We start from the raw sequence: 19,496 nt of genomic DNA, 5'->3' as shown, positions 1-19,496 counted from the left end.
TGGCCTCGTGTCGCACTCAGGTGATCCCCCGGGCGCGATGGGCAAGTTGAGCCCATCAGTGTGCCATCGCTTCCGTGATCGCCAGCGCGCCGTTGACGGCTCGGGCGTGGCCCCCGGCCGCGTGCGCCGATTGGGGAGGCGTCACGGGCCGTGCGACGAAACCGCGGCTCAGGGGCGTCCGAGGGCGCGGACGCTCCATCCGGCGTCGCGCCACTGGCCGGTGTTGAGAGTGCCGCGGGCGTCGATGACCTTGGGGCTGTGGGTGCGGGTGGCGAGCCGCTTGGGGTCGATGTGGGAGTACTGCGGCCACTCGGTCAGGTGCAGCAGCAGGTCCGCTTCATCGACGGCGGTGATCGGGTCCTCGACGTAGTCGAGCCCGGGGTGGAGCTTGCGGGCGTTGTCCAGAGCCTTGGGGTCGGTGACGGTGACGGTCGCGCCGAGGTCGTGGAGGGCCTGGGCCACGGCGAGGGCGGGCGAGTCGCGGATGTCGTCGGTCTCGGGCTTGAAGGCGGCGCCCCAGACCGTGATCCGCTTGCCGCGCAGGTCGGGACCGAGTTCCGCGCGGGCGAGGTCGATGACGCGCCTGCGGCGGCGGGCGTTGACGGCGGCGGCTTCGCGGAGCATGCCGACGGCCTCGCCGGCGTCGAGTTCGTCGGCGCGGGTGATGAATCCGCTGAGGTCCTTGGGCAGGCAGCCGCCGCCGAAGCCGAGGCCGGGCCGCATGCCGTGGCGGCCGATGCGGTGGTCGTGACCGAGGATGTCGGCTAGCTCGGCGACGTTGGCGCCGGACTTCTCGCAGACCTCGCCCATCGCGTTGATGAAGGAGATCTTGGTGGCGAGGAAGGAGTTCGCGGCGCCTTTGGCGAGCTCGGCGGTGGCCCAGTCGGTGACGATCGTCGGCGTCCCCGACTCGATGATCTTGGCGAACGCCTGCCGCAGCAGGGCCTCGGCCCAGGAGTGGTCGCTGTTGAAGCCGAGGACTAGCCGGGCCGGGCGGAGGGTGTCATCGACCGCGAAGGACTCGCGGAGGAACTCCGGGTTCCAGGCCACCTCGATGAGGTCACCGGCGGGGGCCATGTCCCGAAGGAGTTCGGCGACGCGGGGTGCGGTGCCGACCGGGACGGTGGACTTGACCGCGATGACGGCCGGGGTCGTGAGGCCGGGTGCCAGCTTGGTGACGGCGTCGAAGAGGTGGGTGAGGTCGTAGGCGTCGGTGCCGGGCTGCGGCGGGGTGCCGACCCCGATGAAGTGCAGGTCGGCGAACTCGGCGGCCTCCCGGTAGGAGTCGGTGAACTTCAGCCTGCCCGACTCTGTGTGCTTGGCGAGGAGGTCGTCCAGGTCGCGTTCGAAGAACGGGGCCTTGCCGGAGTTGAGGGTGTGGACCTTGTCGATGTCGGAGTCCATGCCCAGGACCTCGTGGCCGAGTTCGGCCATGCAGGCGGCGTGGGTGGCGCCGAGGTAGCCGCATCCGATGACGGTCATCTTCATGAGCGGGGTCGTCCCTTCGGGTGGGGCCGCCGCTGGCGGCCCCACCCTTGCCCCGCCCGGAAGGGCGGGGTGATCAGGAGGGCCTGGCGGCCGGATGGCGGTAGATCCCGTCGCGGATGTAGGGCGGGATCGTGAGGATGCCGAGGTGCTCGGGGCGAAGAACTGGAGCTTGACGCCCTCGGCGAGCGGGAGGAGGGCCTCGTCGCCGTCCCAGACGCCTGCGAAGAAGGTGATGATCTGCCCGGAGCCGTGCTCGTCGCGGATTTCGAACAGTTCGGTCAGCGAGTCGGCTGTGAGGCCGGCTTCTTCGTCGAGTTCGCGGATGATCGCGGTGGCCGGGGCCTCGCCGGGGTCGCAGCCACCTCCCAACAGGCTCCAGTGGTCGGGCCAGGCGATGGCGGGGAGGTCGTCGCGGAGGTGGAGGAGGAGTTCGCCGCGGCGGTTGGTGATGATCGCGACGGCTCCGCGGGCGGCGGCCCGCTCATCGGCGGCGGTGGTCTCGGAGTGCATCCCCTCCCCGTAGTGAGCGAGTTGGGGATCATGCGGCAGCCCTCACCGTCTGGTCCGAAAGCCAGGCAGCTGTCATGAGGGCCTGCATGCGGGTCCGGTCGAACCGGCCGCCGGGCTTCACCCCCCTCGAGGAGGGGGCGGAACGCGGGCGGGGCGTCGGTAAGAGCCATGCGGATCCGGGTGTCGGCCCAGGCCGCGAGGTTGTCGTTGGGCCGGGAGGGGACCGGCGAGGCGAAGCCGAGCTTGTCCCGGCTGGCCCAGACCTCCTTCGGTAGGCCGAGGGCCTTGGCGGCGTCCCGCAGGATCCGCTTGCCCTGGGCCGGGTCGGTGATCTTGTGCTCGACCGGCAGCCGGTAGGAGAACTCGACCAGGTCCCGTGCGAGGTAGGGGGAACGGCGTTCGAGCGCGCAGGCGGAGGCGCGATTGTCGCTGGTCATCACCAGCGGCCTCCAGGCCGTCGCCAGGTCCGCGAGGGTCAGGCCGCGGGCCAGGTCACCGCCCGCGCGGGCCATCGCGTCGGCGACAAGATCGCGGAGACGGCCGTCGGGGTCCGGGCCCCGCAGGATCAGCCGGGTGACGGCCTTCGCCGGGTCGAGGGGTTCGTCGGCGGCGTGCATGAGCTTGGCGGCCAGCGGCCGGTAGGCGTCCGGGCCGGCGTTCAGGACGGCGTCGGGACCAAAGAGGACCAGGGCCTGGCGGACGTAGCCCATCAGGAACTCGTCCGGTCCGAGGCCGCCGATTACGACCCGAAGGCCGAGGTCGGCGATCTTCCGGTAGGCCCTGTGTTCCGAGAAGGTGCTGGCGTTGCCCATCGGGTAGTCCAGGGCCCGCATCATGTGCGGCAGAGCCCGGGTGAAGTCGACGTGGTCGGGCTCGACCACCACCAGCTCGGCCTGGATGTCCCGGGCGATGACCGCCGCCGTCGACGATTCGTCCAGCCGGTCCTGGCCCGGGTAGCGGACGGTGACGCAGACCGGGGGCCGCATCAGGTAGGCCAGCACCGCCGAGTCCGGCCCGCCGGAGAGGAGGAGGGCGAAGTCGCAGGCCGGGGACCTGAGCGGGATCTGGTCGGCCAGGATCGTGGAGAACTTCGCCAGGGCCTCGTCGTAGGTGCCGGTGAACGGGGACCGGTCCTCCAGGTGCCACCAGGTCATCTGGTCGATCGAGCCGGTGGTGACGTCGAAGGACAGCAGCGTGGCCGGGGCCGGCAGCTGGATGCCCTGAAACGGAGTGTCGTCACCGATGGGGGTCTCGATCGCGGTGACCTCCGGCCGTAAGACCAGCGGGGCCGGGGCGTAGCTGGTCAGCGTGGTCACCTCGGAAGCGAACGCGAGACGGCCGCCGTCCAGGCGCCGGTAGAGCGGCTTCTCCCCGAGCCGGTCGCGGGCCAGGAACAGCTTCGCGACCCGCGGGTCGTAGACGGCCAGGGCGAACATGCCGTCCAGGCCGTCCAGGCAGGACGGGCCGATCTTGGCCCAGGCCCGCAGCAGGAAGTGCGCGTCCGACTCCCTCTCGCCGATCTCGATGTCCCAGGCCGTCGCCTGGGACCGCCAGTTGCAGATCTCCCCGTTGAAGGCCAGCAGGACGCCGGTGGCCCGATCCAGGCAGGGGCCGGGCATGGCCCGCGGGGCGACGATCAGCAGCGTGTTCATGGCCAGCACCGCCCGCCCGTCCCGGGCAGCGGCGTGCATGGTGCCGTCCGGGCCGCGGTAGTGCTGCGAGTCGCCCATCGCGGCGACCGTCTTCTCGTGCCGGACGGCGTCGCCTCCGGCCAGTCCTGCGATTCCGCACATCTGGTTCACCCCCGAGCGTGAAGTCGTGGCACCTGGCGGCGGCCGCCGGGAGTCGTTCCTGGCGTCCCGGCGGCGGCCTGTGCCCTGATCACACCCGGCGGGACCGGATGCCGGGGAGGGCTCGCAGGGGGGCTCACGACTCGCGAAAGCGGTTCACCCAGGGTCCGCAGGGCAATACCCTCGGTGTCCCATGAGACGGAGGACAGCCGTGCTTCCCTGACCCGGCCGGAGGCCGTGCGACTGAATGCCTGTCGCGCGAACCGGCCCCGTGGCGTTTCCTCGTCAGCGGCTTCATCCCGTTGCCGACCTGGTGGAAGAGGGGATTCTGGTGGCGTCGACCAGCCGTCGGAAGCGGCCGCCCAATGTGGACCTGGCCCGGCTCATCGAGACCTGCGGAGCGAGCCACAAATCTCTGGCCCTGCGGGTCAACCAGCTCGCCCAGCCGGCCGGGCTGGAGACCGACTACTCGCATACCTCCATCGCGAACTGGTGCCGGCGGGGCATGATCCCCAAGTGGCCGGTGCCGAACCTCCTCGCCCAGGCGATCGCCGAACGTCTCGGCCGTCCGGTGGCGCTCGGCGAAATCGGAATGGGCGATGCGCAGACACCGGACACGGATGTGGGGTTGGATTTCCCGCGGGACCGTGCTGATGCGGTCCGAGTGGCCACGTCGTTCTGGAGTTTCGTGAATCGCCGCGACTTCCTGACCGGATCCGGTTTCGCCGTGTCCGCGTTCACCAACCCCGTGACCCGCTGGCTGGTCACCCCCGCCGACGAGGCCGCCGACCACAAGGGCGGCAAGCAGGTCGGCCGGGCCGACTTGGAAGAACTCCGCGACGCTGCCGATGAGGCCCGCCGCTGGGACTCCAAATACGGCGGCGGGAACTGGAAGGCCAACTCCGTCACCGTCTGCCTCCATGAGAGGGCCGCCCCGCTGCTGCGGGGCTCCTTCTCCGACGAGGTCGGCCGCGACCTGTTCTCCGTCACCAGCGAGCTGTCGCGGCTGGCCGGCTGGACTGCCTTCGACGTCGGCCAACACGATCTCGCCCAGCGGCACTTCATCCAGGCTCTCCGCCTGGCCCGCGCGGGCGGGGACGTCGAGCTGGGCTGCTATGTCCTGACCACGATGGCGATGCAGTCACTACTGCGGGGCTTCGGCTCCGAGGCTGTCGACATGGCCCAGGGCGCCTTCGAGCGGGCCAAGGGGCAGGCCGCCCCCAGGGTGCTGGCGTTCACCAAGCTGATCGAGGCCCGTGCCCATGCTCGCGAAAGGGATGCCAGGGCCGCCTCACGGGCCCTGGCCGCCTCCGAGGATCTCCTGAGTCAGGCGGAGGCTTCCAGCGACTCAGAGCCCGCCTGGATCGACTTCTATCACCACGCCCGCCTTTCCGCGGACGCCGCCGAGGTCTTCCGGGACCTGAAGAACCCCAAGGCCGCCCTGGCCTGGAACCAACAGGCCGCCGCCATGCCGTCGGGGGCGTTCACCCGCTCGGTCGGGATGCGTCTGGCGATCGTGGGAACCGCCCACCTCCAGGCCCGCGACCTCGACCAGGGCCTGGAGCTCGGCAACCGGTCCGTGGACGTCCTCGCCCGCGTCCAGTCCTCCCGGGCCAAGGACTACGTCCGCGAGTTCAGCACCGCCCTCGGCCCCTGGCGCCGGGAGCCGGCCGTCCGCGAGTTCATCCACAGCACCCGCACCGAACTCGGCATCGCCGCCTGAGACGGCACTTCCCCCTCCTCGAGGGGGAAGTGCCGGCGAACGTCCCCAGCCGCGTTCCGACTTATATGCTCAGTCGTCTGTTCGAGTCGGGGACGGCTGAGCCTGGCCGTCGGCTCAGCTGATGGGCGGACGGAACGGGATGACGTTGTCCGGTGCGGGGGCGGGCTCCGCCGGCGCGTCCGGCCTCACGGTGAGGACGGCGCTGGCGAGGGTCAGGTTGGTCGCCGGCCGGCGGAGCTCTTCCAACCCGGCTCGCTGGTTCGCGATGGTCTCCTTGAGCTTGGCGACGGTCCCCCGCAGCTGTTTCTCCGTCTCCGGGACCTGCTTGGTCTCCGTGCGGACGCGCTCGTCGAAGACGGCCCGGCGTCCCGGCGTTTCGAGGTCGCCGACGACACCCACCAGGACCGGGCGGTCATCGAGAACCGCACATACGGCGAGATGGCGTGGGAGATATGCCCGGCCCGCCCTGTTCCTCCTGCTCGGCGACCGCGATGCCGGTGAGGTGCGCATCCTGCGCAAACCGCCTGGGTGACGAACCCCCGACGGGACCGGCCCTCGGTCCGGCGGGCGGAGGGACCTCTCCCACCGGCCACCCGCGCGGCAGAACTCGTTTGCCACTGTCCGACTTGCCGTCGGAGCGTCTCCGGGGTTGGGCAGTGTCCTATGGATCACTGCGTGAGGTAATTGGCCCATGAGCTACTTCATGTACGACGTCATGGGCGGGACGGTCGATGAACATGATCCGGAGGCGATGAGGCGGGTGCTGGATGGCCTGGCGAGCGCCGATGACGAGCATCCCGACGTGTCGCTGTCGCATGAGAGCGGGTGGTGCCTCAGTGCTTTCCGCAGCGGTCTGCTGATCTGGGAGAACATAGAGGACGGCTCGGTGGCTCCCGTGGAAATGATCAAGGTCACCCGCGAGGAGATTCTCCGACTCTTCCGGCTACTGGCGGCGGGTGACATCGCGTCGGTCGAGGCGCTTCCCTGGCAGCGATGACCGGCCGGTGGTCCCGCCATCGACCACCGCGCGGCGGATCCGACGGCAACAGATGCCGGACCCGCTCCCAACCTTCCTCGCTCAACCCACCCCTGAAACCCGCTGAAACCCACATCGGATCAAACGACCATCTGATCCACGGGACGCTGCCTGGTCGAAGTGGTCGCCCCCGTCGCCCTGGAAGCCCAGCTCGGGGCCGTCCGCCCCCGCCCAGCGCGACGGCGGACGACCTCAACGCCGCGAACGAGACCTTCGAGTGCCTCTTCGCCCTGGTTGGGGAGCTCGTCGCCCCGCACCTGCCTGACACTCCGGTGCGGATGTCCGTCGCCGATCGCATCCGCGACCATCTCGGGACTGACTCGCGCACCGAGCCCCTCGGCGACCTGCCCACCCGCCTGGCCCGCTACCCGAACCTCGCCCCCGACACCCCGTCAAGGATGTCCTCGGCCGCTACGTGCAGCAGGAACTGAAACCCCTCAGCGCCGGCGCGGCAGTCTTTCTCACCGAGTACCCGCTCGGCGGCGACGAACCATGCGCCCGCCGCACCCCCGGCACCGCCGCCGCCCTCAGCCGGTGCGAACTCCTCGCCGACGGCATCGAAGTCGTCCACGGCTACGAGGACGAACCGGACAACGCCGCCTTCGCCGAACGCGCCCGCGCCGCCCGCCTCCACGACGACGAGCAGCGCCTGGCCCGGGAGGCCGTCGACGCCGGGCACGTCCCGGCCGTGAGCGTGGGCCTGGACATCGGCGGAACCCCTGCGCCTGGCGGCCTCCGGGCACGCGGGACATCCGCCGCTTCCGCCATTTCCCCGTGCGGGGCACGGCCGCGCGCGGGAGGCGAGTGGCCGGGGCGGGGCGAGCGGCGGATGCAGCGAAGAGGCGCGGCCCCTCCGCCCGGTCGCCGCGCGAGGGGTTGGAGGGGCTGACGGGGGCGGAACCGTACGAGAGGGCCGCCCGGGCCGGGGTGCTGGGGTGGTCCTCCATGCGGCGGGGCGAACTCTTGCGGGCCCCTCGCCGGCGGCCGAGCGCCCGGGGCGGCGCAGCCCGCTTCCCCAGCGGACGGGCGGTGTCCGGTCTGCGCCGGTGTTGTCCGGCTTCCAGGGTTTTCCGGTTGCGGTTCATCCCGGCGGCTGGGCTGATGGAGACGGACCACCCCTGCCCCGGGGCACCCGGCCCGTGCCCCGCGGGCGCGACAGCGGCCCGGTGGGTGCGCAGCAGGGCGGAGCCGACACGAGGAGGCCGGATGGGACAGCGGTCGAGCAGGTACCCGCGCAGCCGGGGGCGCCGGCTGCGGCGCGGCCGCTTGCGGCGGTGGACGGGACGGGTGTGGAGCCGGTGGGCGTGGTGGCTGTGGGTCCTGCGCGCCGTCCGGCACTGGAGACGCCGGTCTCGGATCCGGAAGGCCGGACGACGCCCGTGACGCCGAAGGGGCCGCCTGGCCGCAGCACTGCCGGCCGCCTGCGGTGTGCGGGTCGGATCCCGCTCGGGGCCCGGCCGCCAGGGCTCGTTCAGGCGACGCTGCCAGTGATCACTGGCGGGGTTTGGCCTTCGATGCCGGTGGCGGTGTGGAGTGCGCCGACGCGTCGAGAGCAAGAAGCTCAGCGGGCCAGCAGGCCCCGGATCGCGGCGGCAGCGATCTCGTCGGGTGCCTCTTCGGCCATGAAGTGCCCGGCGCGGGTCAGCCGGTGATCCAGGTCCGGCGCCCACGCCTTCCACACCGCGGCAGCGTCGTAGCCGAGCTGCGCGCCCCAGTCCTGCTGGACGACCGTCACGGGCATGGACAGCTGCGACCCGGCGTCCAGGTCCGCCTGGTCGTGCGCGACGTCGATGTCCGCCGAGGCCCGGTAGTCCGCGACGATCGATGTCACTGCCCCGGCGCTCGCGCGCAGGTATGCGGCCCGTACGTCCTCGGGCACGGTGGCCGGGTCGTTGGCCCAGGCGTCGAGGAACGAGCCGAAGAACGCGTCCGCGCTGCCTGCGATCATCGCCTCCGGGAGACCCGGCGGCTGCGCCATCAGGACGAGGTGGTAGCCGACCGCCGCCGAGGCACGGACGCCGCCGCGCTGATCGTCCCCAGCCTCGCCAGCTCGCTCCAGGCGGTGCTCGACCAGCGGAAAGTCCTGGCCGGCCGGATCGAGGAACTGCTGGAGGCCCACCCTCTTGGCCAGGTCCTGACCTCGATGCCCGGCATCGGCGTCAGGACCGGAGCCCGCATCCTCGTCGACGTCGGCAGCAACTTCCCCTCCGCCGCCTACGCCGGCCTCGCCCCGGCAACCCGCAGTTCCGGATCGTCGATCCGTGGTGAACAACCCTCCAGCCGTGGAAACAAGCAGCTCAAACGGGCCTTCTTCCTGTCCGCGTTCGCAGCCCTGGCCGACCCGGCGTCCAGGACCTACTACGACAAGAAGATCGCCCAGGGGAAGCACCACACCCAGGCCCTCCTCTGCCTCGCCAGACGCCGAGCCGACGTGCTGTTCGCGATGCTCCGCGACGGCACCTCCTACGACCACCAGCCCACCCCCACAGGTTGACGAAACCCATAGAGACACTCCCCCGGTGCGTCGACGGGCTGCTGCGGACGGGATGCGCCTGCCGCAGCCCGGCTCAGGCCGGGTGCGGACGGGGTGCCGTGTCCGACGGCGCGGGACGCGAGGCGGGGTCCGTGGCGCGTCCCGTCGGCGGCCGGATGGTTTCGGGGCCGCGCCCTGCGGGCGGTCCGCGGTCCGGCCCCGGCTGACGGACACGGCTCCCGCCGGTGCGACGGGTGGCCGGCGTGGTGCGGGCATGCACCTGGTGCGGGACGGGGATGGGGCCTTCTCGCCCACCAGGGCATGATCGAATCCGGCCACCGGCGATCACTTGTGATCTTTCCCCGCGAACGGCCGGGCCGGGCTGATGGAATGACGATCGACCGATCACCTCTGTGCCACCGTGGAGTTCTCATGAACGTGCTCGAAGCAGTCCGGCGGATTGTCGACGCCCTTGAGCCGATCATCGTGCCCCTGATCACGAGCAACCGCGATGTGAAGCACGACATCAAGCCCCTCAGCTGACCCGTCCCGACACTCAGCACACCGGCGAGCGGTTCCAGCACCGTCGCCGGCCGGAGTCCGCCATGCGTATCGCCGCCCTGGTCCGGGGGTTCGCCTCGACGTTCCTGAGGCCCCGGCCCCCGAGGACCGAGCGGGCCGAACCCCTCACCCGTACGCAGATCCTCGCGCTCCTGGACGAGCTGCCCGTCAGCGAGTGGCGGTACGACTGGGACCCCGACACCCTGCACATCGGCCCGATGGCCCAGGACTGGCGGGCCGCCTTCGGCTACGGCCGCCGCGAGACGACCATCGACGTCGTCGACGGACAGGGCGTGCTGATCGCCGCCGTCCAGGAACTCTCCCGCCGCCTGCGCCACCTCGAAGAACAACAGGCCGCACCACCACCCTGCCGCTGCGCCCACACCACCGAACCCGAACCCGGAAAGAGGACTCCATGACCCTGACCGACGCCATCATCGCGCTGATCTACGCCCTCGGCCCCGTGATCACCCCACTCTGACCGCCCACCCAAGACCTGTGACAAGGACCCGTCCATGACCGCCATCCGCCGCGCCGCGACAGCGGCCACCGCACTCCCAGCGTCCGTGCTTTCCGCGTCCGTGTTCGCTCTGCTCGGGTCCGTGACCCTGGTGACGTTCGGGACCTCCGTACGCGAGATCTTCAGTCTCACCATCGGCATCGGCGCCTGAACCGGCGCCCCGCCGGGCCGGCCATGCCTTGCGGTGACCCGGCCGGTCCCGCCGTCCGGGAACGGCCGGTTCACCGCTTGCCGGCCCGCGTACCTGACCGCCACGCTCCGAAACGATCGCACCCCCTGCAGAAGGGGGTGCAGCGTCGGGCGAGGGGTGGCGGCATGAGGGTGCGCGGGAGCGGCCGGTTCGGGCGGGTGGTGGCGTCGGTGCTGGGAGCGGTGCTGGTGACGGCCGGGCTGATCGGTGGCGGTGCGGGGCCGGCGTCCGCGATCGTGGGCGGGACGGACGCCCCGGCGGGCGCGTACCCGTATCAGGTGTTGCTCCACTCCCGGGTTTCCGGCGGCTGGCAGCCCGGGTGCGGCGGGTCGGTCATCGGCGAGCGGTGGGTGCTGACCGCGGCCCACTGCCTGGAGAATGCCAGGGCCGACCGGATACGGGTGGTGGTCGGGTCGAACACCATCGACCCGACGGGCACGGCCTACGGGGTGCAGGAGGTGATCCGGCACGAGAACTACAAGGGCAACGCCTCCGGCGTCCCGAACGACATCGGGCTGCTGAAGCTGAGCACGCCGATCGTCTACACCCCTCTGGTCCAGCCGATCGCCCTCCCGGACCCGCCCGCGTACCCCGGCGGGAGCGCGACGGTGACCGGCTGGGGAAAGCTCAGCGGCAACGGCCCGTGGCCGAACACCCTCCAGCAGGCCACCGTCACCATCCTCCCCCTGGCCGAGTGCCGGGCGCGCTGGCTGGAGAACATCACCACCGCCCACGTCTGCACCTTCGACAAAGCCACCGGACTGACACCCTGCGAAGGCGACAGCGGCAGCCCGCTCGCCCAGAACGGCCGAGTGCTCGGCATCGTCAGCTGGGGCCACTCCGTCTGCAGCAACCGGTTCCCCGCCGTCTACACCAACGTCGCCGCCCACCGCCCCTGGATCACCGCCAAGACCGGCATCTGAACCGCACACCCCGACCGGTCCGCGACCACCGGGGCGGCGGGGCCCGGCGGCCTCCCCGGCCAGCGTGACGAACCCGGACCCTCGAACCCGCGGGCCACCAACGCCGCGGTGGTCACGCCACCCCGGCCGGCGCGCACCCCGGCTGAGCCGAACATCGGGCACGCGGGCTTTCCGCGGGTGCGTGACTGCGGGCTCGGCCGGGACGGTGCGGCACGGACCGGGAGAAGGGGTGCCTTGCGTTCCGCCCCGAGGTCGGAGAGCGGCGGCCGGCCCCGGGCAGCCGGCCGGTTTCGTCAACTGCCGCATCACGGCGACCCCGCGGGTTGTCGCACGGATCGACGAGTGCCAGCGTGGACATGACGCGATGTACGGCGCGCTCACCGCTGGTCCCCGGGGCCGATCGCCGCCGTCCAGGAACTCTCCCGCCGCCTGCGCCACCCCGAACAGCGGCAAGCCACACCACCGTACTGACCGCACGCCACCACACCCGAAGCCACATCCGGAACGAGGACCTGGTTGCCGTCGGCCGCCATCGACGAGCGCATGGAGAGCGACGCCCTCTGGAGCCAGGGGCTGCCCGTCGCAGGTCGCTCAGGGCGGCGCGGAGTCCGGGTGGGACGGTGGGCTCGGCCGGGGCGCGCCTCCACGCCACCCGGGCCCTGCCGGCGGGGTCCGCCGGCAGGGCCCGGGTGTGCCGTCACGAGTCGGTGTCATTCGGTGACGTCGTAGTAGTCGGCGAGGAACCGGCGGATGGCCGCTTCGTGGGGCAGGAGTTGCGGCAGGTGGGCGGTGAGGGCGGCGCGGACGGCCTCGGCGAGGGCGGTGGTGCTGCCGGTGGCCTGGCGGACGTACGGGTCGAGGCGGCGGACGAGTTCGTAGTTGGACGCGATGTCGGCGCGGATCAGCTCCTGTTCCAGGGGCGGTGCGTCGGCGCCGGGTACCGGCGGCAGGACGCGGGAGACGAAGGTGACCCGGTGCAGGACGCGCCAGCACGGTGGCTTGCGGTCGGACTGCTGGGTCTGGCGCAGCGCCGCCGCGTTGGGGGCGGAGGAGTTGGCGAGCCAGAGCGGGTCGACGACCTTGTGGAAGAAGTCGTCGAAGTTGTCCCCGGACTCGTGGAGGTAGAAGCTCATGAACCGGTAGGCGTCGACCTTCCCGGGCACCCTGCGGGGGCTGCCGTCGGGGTCGAAGCGGGCCTGTCCGTCGGCGCTGTAGGCCTGGAGGTCGCCGGAGGGGTTGCAGGTGACGTCGAGGGCGTAGGAGCGGGAGGCGTCGCGGGAGCGGGTGCGGGTGACGCTGTGGCTGCCGCCGATGCTCGCGTCGAGCTGGGCGCCGACGCCAATGCCGAACACCTCGAAGCCGAACTCGACGCCGACGGTGGCCATGTCTTTGACGGTGTAGGAGCCGGCGGTGGTCTCGGAGACGGAGTCGGTGGTGGTGGTCGTCTCGGCGAAGAAGCCGCCGTCGGCGGTCCACACGTAGGTGTTGGCCAGGTCGCGCACGGTGGCGCCGTCTGCGGCGGCCTTTCCGGCGCTCTCGTTGCGGTTGTCTCCGATCGGCCCGACGAAGGTCTCGGCGATCTTCGCGGCCCGCTCCTGGACGGGGTCGGGCGTGCCGGTGGCGGTGGAGACGCTCTCGTAGTAGCTGCGCTGCTGCTGCTGGCGGCGCTGGATGGCGCGCTTGAGGGTGTAGGCCTCGCGCGGCTTGTAGTAGCTGTACTCGCCGTACTGTCGGGCGTTCGGGTAGGCCGGGTCGAGGATCTTGCCGCGTTCGTCGAAGCCGACCCCGCCGTCCAGGGTGCCCTGCTTGGTGTACTGGGGGTTGATGGGGAAGGTGACGATGTTCCAGTCCCTGGGAATGTCGGGGTTGGGCATCATCCGCTAGGCGACGAGGGCGCCAGTGTGGGCCAGGCGCAGCGCGAAGACGTCGGCGGTCAGTGACTGGACGAGCGCGAAGCCGGTGTTGGCGGGCTGGTAGCGGCGGCCGATTGCGGGGTTGAGCAGGCGGGCGGGATCCTCCCAGTGGCCGGTGAGGGCGACGCGGGTGGCCCGCGCGGTGTCGGTGGACTGGGAGAGGGTGGTCGCGTCGGTCCAGGTGTTGGTGAACTCGAGGGTGCTGTCCAGGCTGAGGACGGCGCCGCCCTCGACGGCGGGTTTGGCGGTTCCGATGCCGAGCGGGGCGAGGATGAGCAGAGTGTCTGCGTCGTAGGTGTTCTTGAACGCGAAGTGGAAGGCGGTGTCCACGCTGCGGTCGCGGGAGGAGGACAGCGACTCGGTGACGGCGTCGGCTGTGGTGAACTCGACGCTGGAGGCGCCCCGGTAGTCGTTGCCCTGGCCGGTGAGGTTCTCGGAGGGGACGGGCGGGGCGCCCTCGACGTAGCCCACGAGCTGGGGGTCGTACTGGATCTGGCTGACCCACTCGCTGATCAGGTCGCCCACCTTGTAGCCGGTGACCAGGCGCCAGCGGCCCTGCTCGGTGAGGTAGGAGTAGGCGCGCTTCATGACCCCGGTGGCGGTGCCGTCGGCCGCGAACTGCATGTCGGCGTACTCGCCGGCCGCCGGCGCCTCGGCGATGGTCTCGTGGAAGGGGGTGCGCACGCCGGAGACGGCGGAGCGCACGGCCGCGGTGTCGGTGGAGACCGGTGCGGTGGACAGGACCACGTCCGGGGCGGCGCCGGGGCCGGGCCGCAGGTGGTTGCCGCGCAGGCCCATGTCTCGGACCTCGTCGGTGCCGCCCGAGGTGGAGTCCCGGTCGAACGGCCAGTAGCCGAGCAGGTCCTCCTTGTCGCCCTTGAGGCGGGTGAAGAGGTTGTCGCTGATCTGTTCCGCGGTGCGGGCGGTGCGCCAGACCCGGACCTCCTCCAGGGTGCCGTCGAGGGCCTCGGTGACCGTGGTGCCCTCCAGCCGGGCGCCGAGGGTGAACTGCCGCTGTCCGTACGTGGTCGGGCTGTCGGGGTCGGCCGCGTCGAGCGGTTCGGCGGCCAGCGGGGTGCCGTTGCGGTAGAGGCGGAAGACGCTGGCCCGCGCGTCGGTGTCCCGTGTCCAGGTGGCGCCGCGCAGCCGGGCGCTGTGGGCGCGGGTGGTGTCGGTCGTGGTGCTGCCGGTGTTCTCCTCGAAGGTGAACCGCGCCACGAGACCGGTGTCGTTGTCGGAGACCGGGGTACCGATGGCGGCGGCGTCGCGGGCCTTGTTCCAGATCCGGACCTCCCCGAGGACGCCGCGCGCCCCGTATGTGCGCAGGCCCTGCCAGACGCGTCCGATCTCCAGGACGCCCTTGCCGCTCTCGACGCCGGGGCCCTGGTAGCGGGAGGTCCCGGCGGGTGTGCCGTCGATGTAGAAGGTGATGTCGTCCCAGGTGTTGACGTCGACGCCCTGGACGACGTCCACGGTCTGGGTGGTGGTGGAGCCGTCCGCGCCGGTGAGGGCGAACTGCCGGGTGCCGCGCTGCTCGACGGTCTCCCGGCCGGCCCTGCGCACGACGGCGACCCGGGTGAAGCGGCCGGCGGGGACGGTGGCGGTCGACACGAAGCGCCGGGCGACCGGACCGGACGCCCCCAGGAGCGAGGCGGCCTCCTCGAAGGCGAACTCCAGCCTGCCGTCCGGGCGTACGGACAGCTGGTAGGGGACGTGCTCGTCGCCGCCGAGCCGGCCGCGGGAGATCAGGCCCTGGGTGGTGCCGAGGCGGTCGAGGGTGCCGAAGACCTCCAGGGTGAGGTCCCCGGTGAGACCGAGGCTCTCCTCCGCACCGCCCTCCAGCCAGGACGAGCCGTCCAGCCGGACGGCCCAGGCCTGTTCGTACGCGGAGGCTATGTGCGCCCACTCGCCGGCCGGGAAGACGTCCCGGCTGCGCACGGCGCGCTCGCCGACCCCGGAGACCACCCGGTAGCCCTTCGCGTGGGACTCCCCCGGCTGCGGGGTGCCGCCGAAGATGCCGTGGCGGGCGTGTCCCGAGGTGTCCAGGAACTGCTGGTCCCCGCAGGTCCACGAGCCGAGCAGGCCGGGCAGGCCGCTGGCGACGTTCTGCCGCATCAGGTCGCGGATCTCGTCGGCCGTCCGGGCGCGGTTCCACACCCGCAGGCTGTCGACGGCGCCACGGAACGAGCCGCCGCCGAGGACGAGCCGTCCGCTGCCGGTGACGGCGCGGGTCGTGCTGCGGCGGGCGGCCTCCACGCCGTCCCGGTAGAGCAGCTGGGTGCCGGTGGCGGGGTCGAGGACGGCGGCCCAGTGGTGCCAGTCGGTGTCGGTGAACGTCGCTGCGGTGGTCAGGACCTCGCCGCCCAGGGCGAAGCTGAAGGCCCCGCCCTGGTCGTACTGCAGGGACAGCGCGGCATCGCCGTAGGTGAGCACCGCCTCGCGCGCGGTGTGCGCCGCGACGGCCCGCCGGGCCCACAGCTCGACGGTCACGGGACCGTCGGACGGGGCGAGGCCGTCGACGGACACCTGGTCGTCTGCGCCGTCGAAGACCACCGCCGTGCGGGCAGTGGCATCGGCGAGCACCAGGCTGTACGGGGCGTCGGCGTCGTTCGCGGCGTGCACGAGCCGGGCCTTGCGGGTGGCCCGGTAGGGGCTGACCCACGCCTCGACCGTGACGTCCGAGGCGGTCGCCGTGGTGGGCAGCGCGGCCGCGGGCAGGGCGAGGTGCTGGTCGGCGCCGTCGAAGGCGAAGGCCCGGCCCGGGGAGGAGCCGCGCCAGCGGCAGCCCTGGCCGAGGACCGCGTCGGCGGCGGTGCCGTCCTGTATCCGGGCGTCGGCCGAGACCGCCGCGACGGTGACCAGCCGCGAGCCGCGGGACAGGTCCGCGCCGGGCCGCTCGGCCGACGCCAGCGCCGGGTCGTACGGCACGAGCCGTACCGGCGAGCCGGGCGCGGGCCGGCAGGGCCGGTCGAGGCGCAGCGCGGTGGCCCCGGCCGGGGCCGACTCGGTGAGCAGCCGGACGCCGTCGGCGGTGGCGAGGTACGCGGGGGCGGCGATCGGCGCACGGAGCGGGGCCGCCAGAGCGAGCACGCTCCCGGCGCCAGGCTCCTCCGAGACGCCGCCCAGGCCGGACTCGGCTGCGGTACCGAGCAGTTGAGGTACGGCGGTGGCGCCCGAGAGGACGTCGACCAGGGTGCCCGCCCGCCGGGGCAGGCCGTGCCAGACCTCACGGTCGCCGGGCAGGTCGATGGTGAGGTCGCACAGCCCCGGCTGTCCCGGCGCCGCGGCGACGCTCACGCTCGCCCCGGCCAGGTTCACCCCGGCGTCCCGGGCGGTGAACAGCAGCGCGCCGTCCCCGCTGCCGAGGGTCTTGCTGCCGCGCACCACCTTGGTGTCGTAGTAGGCGGCGAAGAACTGGTCGTTGAGACCGCGGAAGTACAGCGCGACGTGGCCGGTGGCGCTGTCCATCAGGAAGGGTCGCGAGGAGCTGCGGGCGAAGGAGAGCAGTCCGCCGGCGGCGCCGAGCCCGGTGGCGTCCGTGCCCAGGTGGGCGACGGCCACCGTCAGGTCGTCGGCTCCGGACAGGCCGGCGGTGAACCGGGCCAGCTCCTCCTGCGCCGAGCCCAGGGCCGCTTCGCGGACCGCGAGCCGGAGGGTGACGGTGTTGAGCTGCTCACGGGCGGCCTGCAGCACCGTGAGCTGCGCCTGGGCGCTCTCGTGGGCGGTGCGCGCGGTGGCGAGGGCGGTGTCCGCGCCGGAGAAGGAGGTCCGGACGATCCGGCACCGGCCCTCGCCGCTGGCCAGCACGGTGGAGCTGGTGTACTGGGTCAGCCGGCCGCCGCCGTCGGATCGCAGACAGAGCGTCTTGCCGCTGTGCTTGGCGATGAGCTGGTAGGTGCCGTCGGACTGCGGGGCCACGGCGAACAGCTCGTTGGGGTAGCAGTCGCTGGAGTTGGTGAACAGCTGGACGTAGCTGTTGTCCGCGCCGGTGCCGCCGTGGACGTTCATCTGGTAGCCGCCCCGGACGAGGCGGACCAGGTAGACCCGGCGGCCGCTGCCGTCCCGGATGTTGGTGCTGATGAACCGCCAGTAACTGTTGCCGGGAGCGGTGTCCCAGCCGACCAGCGGGTTCTCGTGGGAGAGCGTGTTGTTCTGCGGGCCGATCCAGAAGGTGCGCCCGTCGGCCCTGGTGAAGCGCAGCTGGGCATTGTCCCAGTCGGCGGGATTGTCGCGCTGGAGTTCCCACTGGGCCTCGGCCGCGGTGAGCGTCTGCCGTGCGGTGGCGACCCTGGCCTCCTGGTCCGGAATGCCCGCGGAGGTCGCGGTGAGGGTGACGGACTGGGACCGCAGGTCCGCGATCTCGGCCTGGAGGCCCTTGACCCGCTGCTCCAGCGCGCTCTGCCGGTCCAGGTCCTCGTGCTCGCGGGTGGCGAGCTCCGGAAGGGTCAGGACGTCGGCGACCTGCGCGAGCCGGCCGTCGGCGCCGACGGCGAGGTCGAGCACGGCGAGGCGGGGCTCGGCTTCCGGCGCGGCAGCGTCGCCGGTGGCGCAGGACAGCAGCACCCTGGCCTGGTGCTTGGCAGGCTTGGGCTCGCCCCGGTACCCGGTGGCCTGCGCCTCCTGCTGGTGGTAGAGGACTGCGGACGGCGCGGACAGGACGGTGCGGCCGGCGAAGGAGAAGCTGTCCCGGCGGATGCCCGCGTGCTCGCCGACCGGGGCCGTCGAGGTCACCCAGGACACGGCCCCGGTCAGGGCGGCGTGCCGGGCGTGGTCCGTCTGGTCGTGCGCCACGGCACCCGACGCCTCGTCGAAGCGGTAGTACCCGACCAGCCCGGGTTCGTCCCCGACCAGCCGGTGACCGCGGTCCTGCCGCAGCTCGTCCTGCGCCCGGGCGCGGTCCCAGATCCGCAGCTCGTCGGCGTCGAACGCGGTGCTCCGCCCGGCGCCGCCGAGCACCGCGGCGCCAGTACCGTCCGGCGGGGTGAACGGACCGCTCCCGCAGGGCAGTCCGCCCACGTAGAGGGTGGCCGTGCCGTTGCGGAAGACGGCGGCGAGGTGGGCGTACTCACCCGCCGCCAGGGGCTGGGTACCGGTGACGACGGTGTCCGCGCCGCCGAGCCGGGGCACGCCGTCCTCGGTCAGCTCCAGCACGAACCCGTCCGCGTACACCGTGGTGGCCGCCGCCCGCTCGGGCCGCAACCAGACCTCGACGGTGGACTCGGGCCCGCGCGGCGCCCCGGTGACCGTCGCCGCCGCGTCGGGCCCGGCCAGCCGCAGCGCCGTCTCCCCGAAGCCGGAGCCCGACACCAGCGGCACCAGCGGTGCACCCGTGAACGGGCAGGTGCCCGGCTCCCGCTCGTACACCGCGCTCCGGTACGCCGGGTCGGGGCTGGTCCAGGCCCGGTTGCCCCGGGTGTTGAACAGCCCGTCCCGGCCCTGCTCCACACTCAGCGCGTCGATCCGGGAGGTGGCTGTGTTGAGGCTGAGGAACTGCCAGCGACTCGCGCCCGCGACACTGGTGGGAACGAGCAGCGCCGTGAACCGCCCCTCGCTCAGGTTCCGCACGAAGCCCAGGACCTGGGTCGGCTCGCGGAACGGACGGCCCTCCATGTCGGTGCTGCCCAGGCTGTCCTTGGCCGAGTCAGGCCGGTCCTTGCTGCGGCTGCGCCGGTAGCGGATCTCCCGCACCGGCTTGAGCACGCCCCCGACCAGGACGAAGCGGTCGCACAACAGGGCCGAGTCGACCAGGGGGGACCCGGCCCCGCCTCCCGACGCCCGGCCGGGCGCCGCCTCGCGCACGGCGTCCGGGTGCCCGGCGGGCACCGACTGTCGCAGCACCACCACGTAGGTGCCGTCCGACAGCACCTGGAACGGGACAGCGGCGGTGAGCCGCGCCGTGCTGGACAAGAACCCGTCGCCCTCCTGCGGGGCGAGCACCTGGCCGGGCTCCGCCTCGACCCGTCCGCCCTTCTTGACCTGGGGCATCGTCACGGTACCGAGCGCGGCGTACCCGACCCGGACGAGCTCGTCCGGGAAGGCCAGCTCCAGCGGGTCCTCGGTCCAGTAGGCGGCGTCCGACTCCCCCCGGGCAGGGTCGTACGCGTCGAGCGCCAGGACCGAGTACACGATGCGGCGCCGCTCGTCCATCGCGAACGCCACAGTCGTTCCCTGATGACGGATCACCGTGGTGGAGATGTAGGTACGGTCGCTGTAGACCTTCACCACACCGTCGCTGACACTCATCAACCCGCTCCCCTCGGCTGTGTCCATACGCAGTGACAGACACCCCGGAGGCTACGGAAAGTGAACCATCGCAACCAGATAGTGGTTTCAGTCAGGGGCGGGCCGCCGCCCACCGGACGTGCCCAC

General features: G+C 72.3%; 10 protein-coding genes and 4 pseudogenes. 6 read left to right on the top strand and 8 right to left on the bottom strand.

Annotated elements, in window-relative coordinates:
* Nucleotides 1-168: 168 nt before the first annotated feature.
* The 3 genes and pseudogenes from ACF089_RS06995 to ACF089_RS06985 all read right to left on the bottom strand — a co-directional run.
* Entirely contained in the window at nt 169-1,488 is a 1,320-nt protein-coding gene (locus ACF089_RS06995) for a UDP-glucose dehydrogenase family protein (protein WP_392023417.1), read from the bottom strand.
* 210 nt (nt 1,489-1,698) lie between these two features.
* A pseudogene (locus ACF089_RS06990) lies at nt 1,699-1,998 on the bottom strand (NUDIX domain-containing protein); the annotation flags it as partial.
* A 182-nt stretch (nt 1,999-2,180) separates the two neighbouring features.
* Nucleotides 2,181-3,650: pseudogene (locus tag ACF089_RS06985) on the bottom strand (asparagine synthetase B family protein); the annotation flags it as partial.
* A gap of 469 nt (nt 3,651-4,119) precedes the next feature.
* Here ACF089_RS06985 and ACF089_RS06980 point away from each other — a divergent pair.
* Nucleotides 4,120-5,511, top strand: a complete 1,392-nt coding sequence (locus ACF089_RS06980; RefSeq protein ID WP_392022869.1) for a sporulation protein — start codon at nt 4,120-4,122, stop codon at nt 5,509-5,511.
* Nucleotides 5,512-5,625: 114 nt separating this feature from the next.
* Here the strand turns inward: ACF089_RS06980 and ACF089_RS06975 are convergent, their stop codons facing one another.
* On the bottom strand, nt 5,626-5,910 hold the full coding sequence (locus ACF089_RS06975; protein WP_392022867.1) for a hypothetical protein: 285 nt from the start codon (nt 5,908-5,910) through the stop codon (nt 5,626-5,628).
* A 292-nt stretch (nt 5,911-6,202) separates the two neighbouring features.
* Between ACF089_RS06975 and ACF089_RS06970 the strand changes: the two genes are divergently transcribed.
* Nucleotides 6,203-6,508 carry a hypothetical protein gene (locus ACF089_RS06970; RefSeq protein ID WP_392022865.1) on the top strand — a complete coding sequence of 102 codons (306 nt, stop codon included), beginning with the start codon at nt 6,203-6,205 and terminating at the stop codon, nt 6,506-6,508.
* Between the two features lie 403 nt (nt 6,509-6,911).
* Here the strand turns inward: ACF089_RS06970 and ACF089_RS06965 are convergent, their stop codons facing one another.
* Together ACF089_RS06965 and ACF089_RS06960 are read right to left on the bottom strand one after the other, a co-directional pair.
* A complete protein-coding gene (locus tag ACF089_RS06965) occupies nt 6,912-7,226 on the bottom strand; it encodes a hypothetical protein (protein ID WP_392022863.1) in 315 nt (104 codons plus the stop codon).
* A gap of 882 nt (nt 7,227-8,108) precedes the next feature.
* Nucleotides 8,109-8,555, bottom strand: a pseudogene (locus tag ACF089_RS06960) (alpha/beta hydrolase); the annotation flags it as partial.
* On the opposite strand from ACF089_RS06960, the pseudogene ACF089_RS06955 reads away from it, so the two are divergent.
* The 4 genes and pseudogenes from ACF089_RS06955 to ACF089_RS06940 all read left to right on the top strand — a co-directional run.
* Nucleotides 8,556-9,041: pseudogene (locus tag ACF089_RS06955) on the top strand (transposase); the annotation flags it as partial.
* 584 nt (nt 9,042-9,625) lie between these two features.
* Nucleotides 9,626-10,000: a tail fiber domain-containing protein gene (locus ACF089_RS06950; RefSeq protein WP_392022860.1), complete on the top strand. Its 375-nt coding sequence runs from the start codon at nt 9,626-9,628 to the stop codon at nt 9,998-10,000.
* A 96-nt stretch (nt 10,001-10,096) separates the two neighbouring features.
* Complete coding sequence (locus ACF089_RS06945) at nt 10,097-10,252, top strand: hypothetical protein (RefSeq protein ID WP_392022858.1); 156 nt, start codon at nt 10,097-10,099, stop codon at nt 10,250-10,252.
* Nucleotides 10,253-10,416: 164 nt separating this feature from the next.
* A complete protein-coding gene (locus ACF089_RS06940) occupies nt 10,417-11,214 on the top strand; it encodes a serine protease (protein ID WP_392022855.1) in 798 nt (265 codons plus the stop codon).
* 710 nt (nt 11,215-11,924) lie between these two features.
* Here ACF089_RS06940 and ACF089_RS06935 read toward each other — a convergent pair.
* Nucleotides 11,925-13,088: a hypothetical protein gene (locus ACF089_RS06935; protein WP_392022852.1), complete on the bottom strand. Its 1,164-nt coding sequence runs from the start codon at nt 13,086-13,088 to the stop codon at nt 11,925-11,927.
* A gap of 6 nt (nt 13,089-13,094) precedes the next feature.
* Nucleotides 13,095-19,370, bottom strand: a complete 6,276-nt coding sequence (locus tag ACF089_RS06930) for a LamG-like jellyroll fold domain-containing protein (RefSeq protein ID WP_392022850.1) — start codon at nt 19,368-19,370, stop codon at nt 13,095-13,097.
* Nucleotides 19,371-19,496 lie beyond the last annotated feature (126 nt).

Source organism: Streptomyces sp. NPDC014894, assembly GCF_043080985.1.
In the GTDB taxonomy this organism is placed as follows: domain Bacteria; phylum Actinomycetota; class Actinomycetes; order Streptomycetales; family Streptomycetaceae; genus Streptomyces.
The sequence above is the reverse complement of the archived record's forward strand: the minus strand, read 5'-3'. Positions and strand labels throughout refer to the sequence as shown.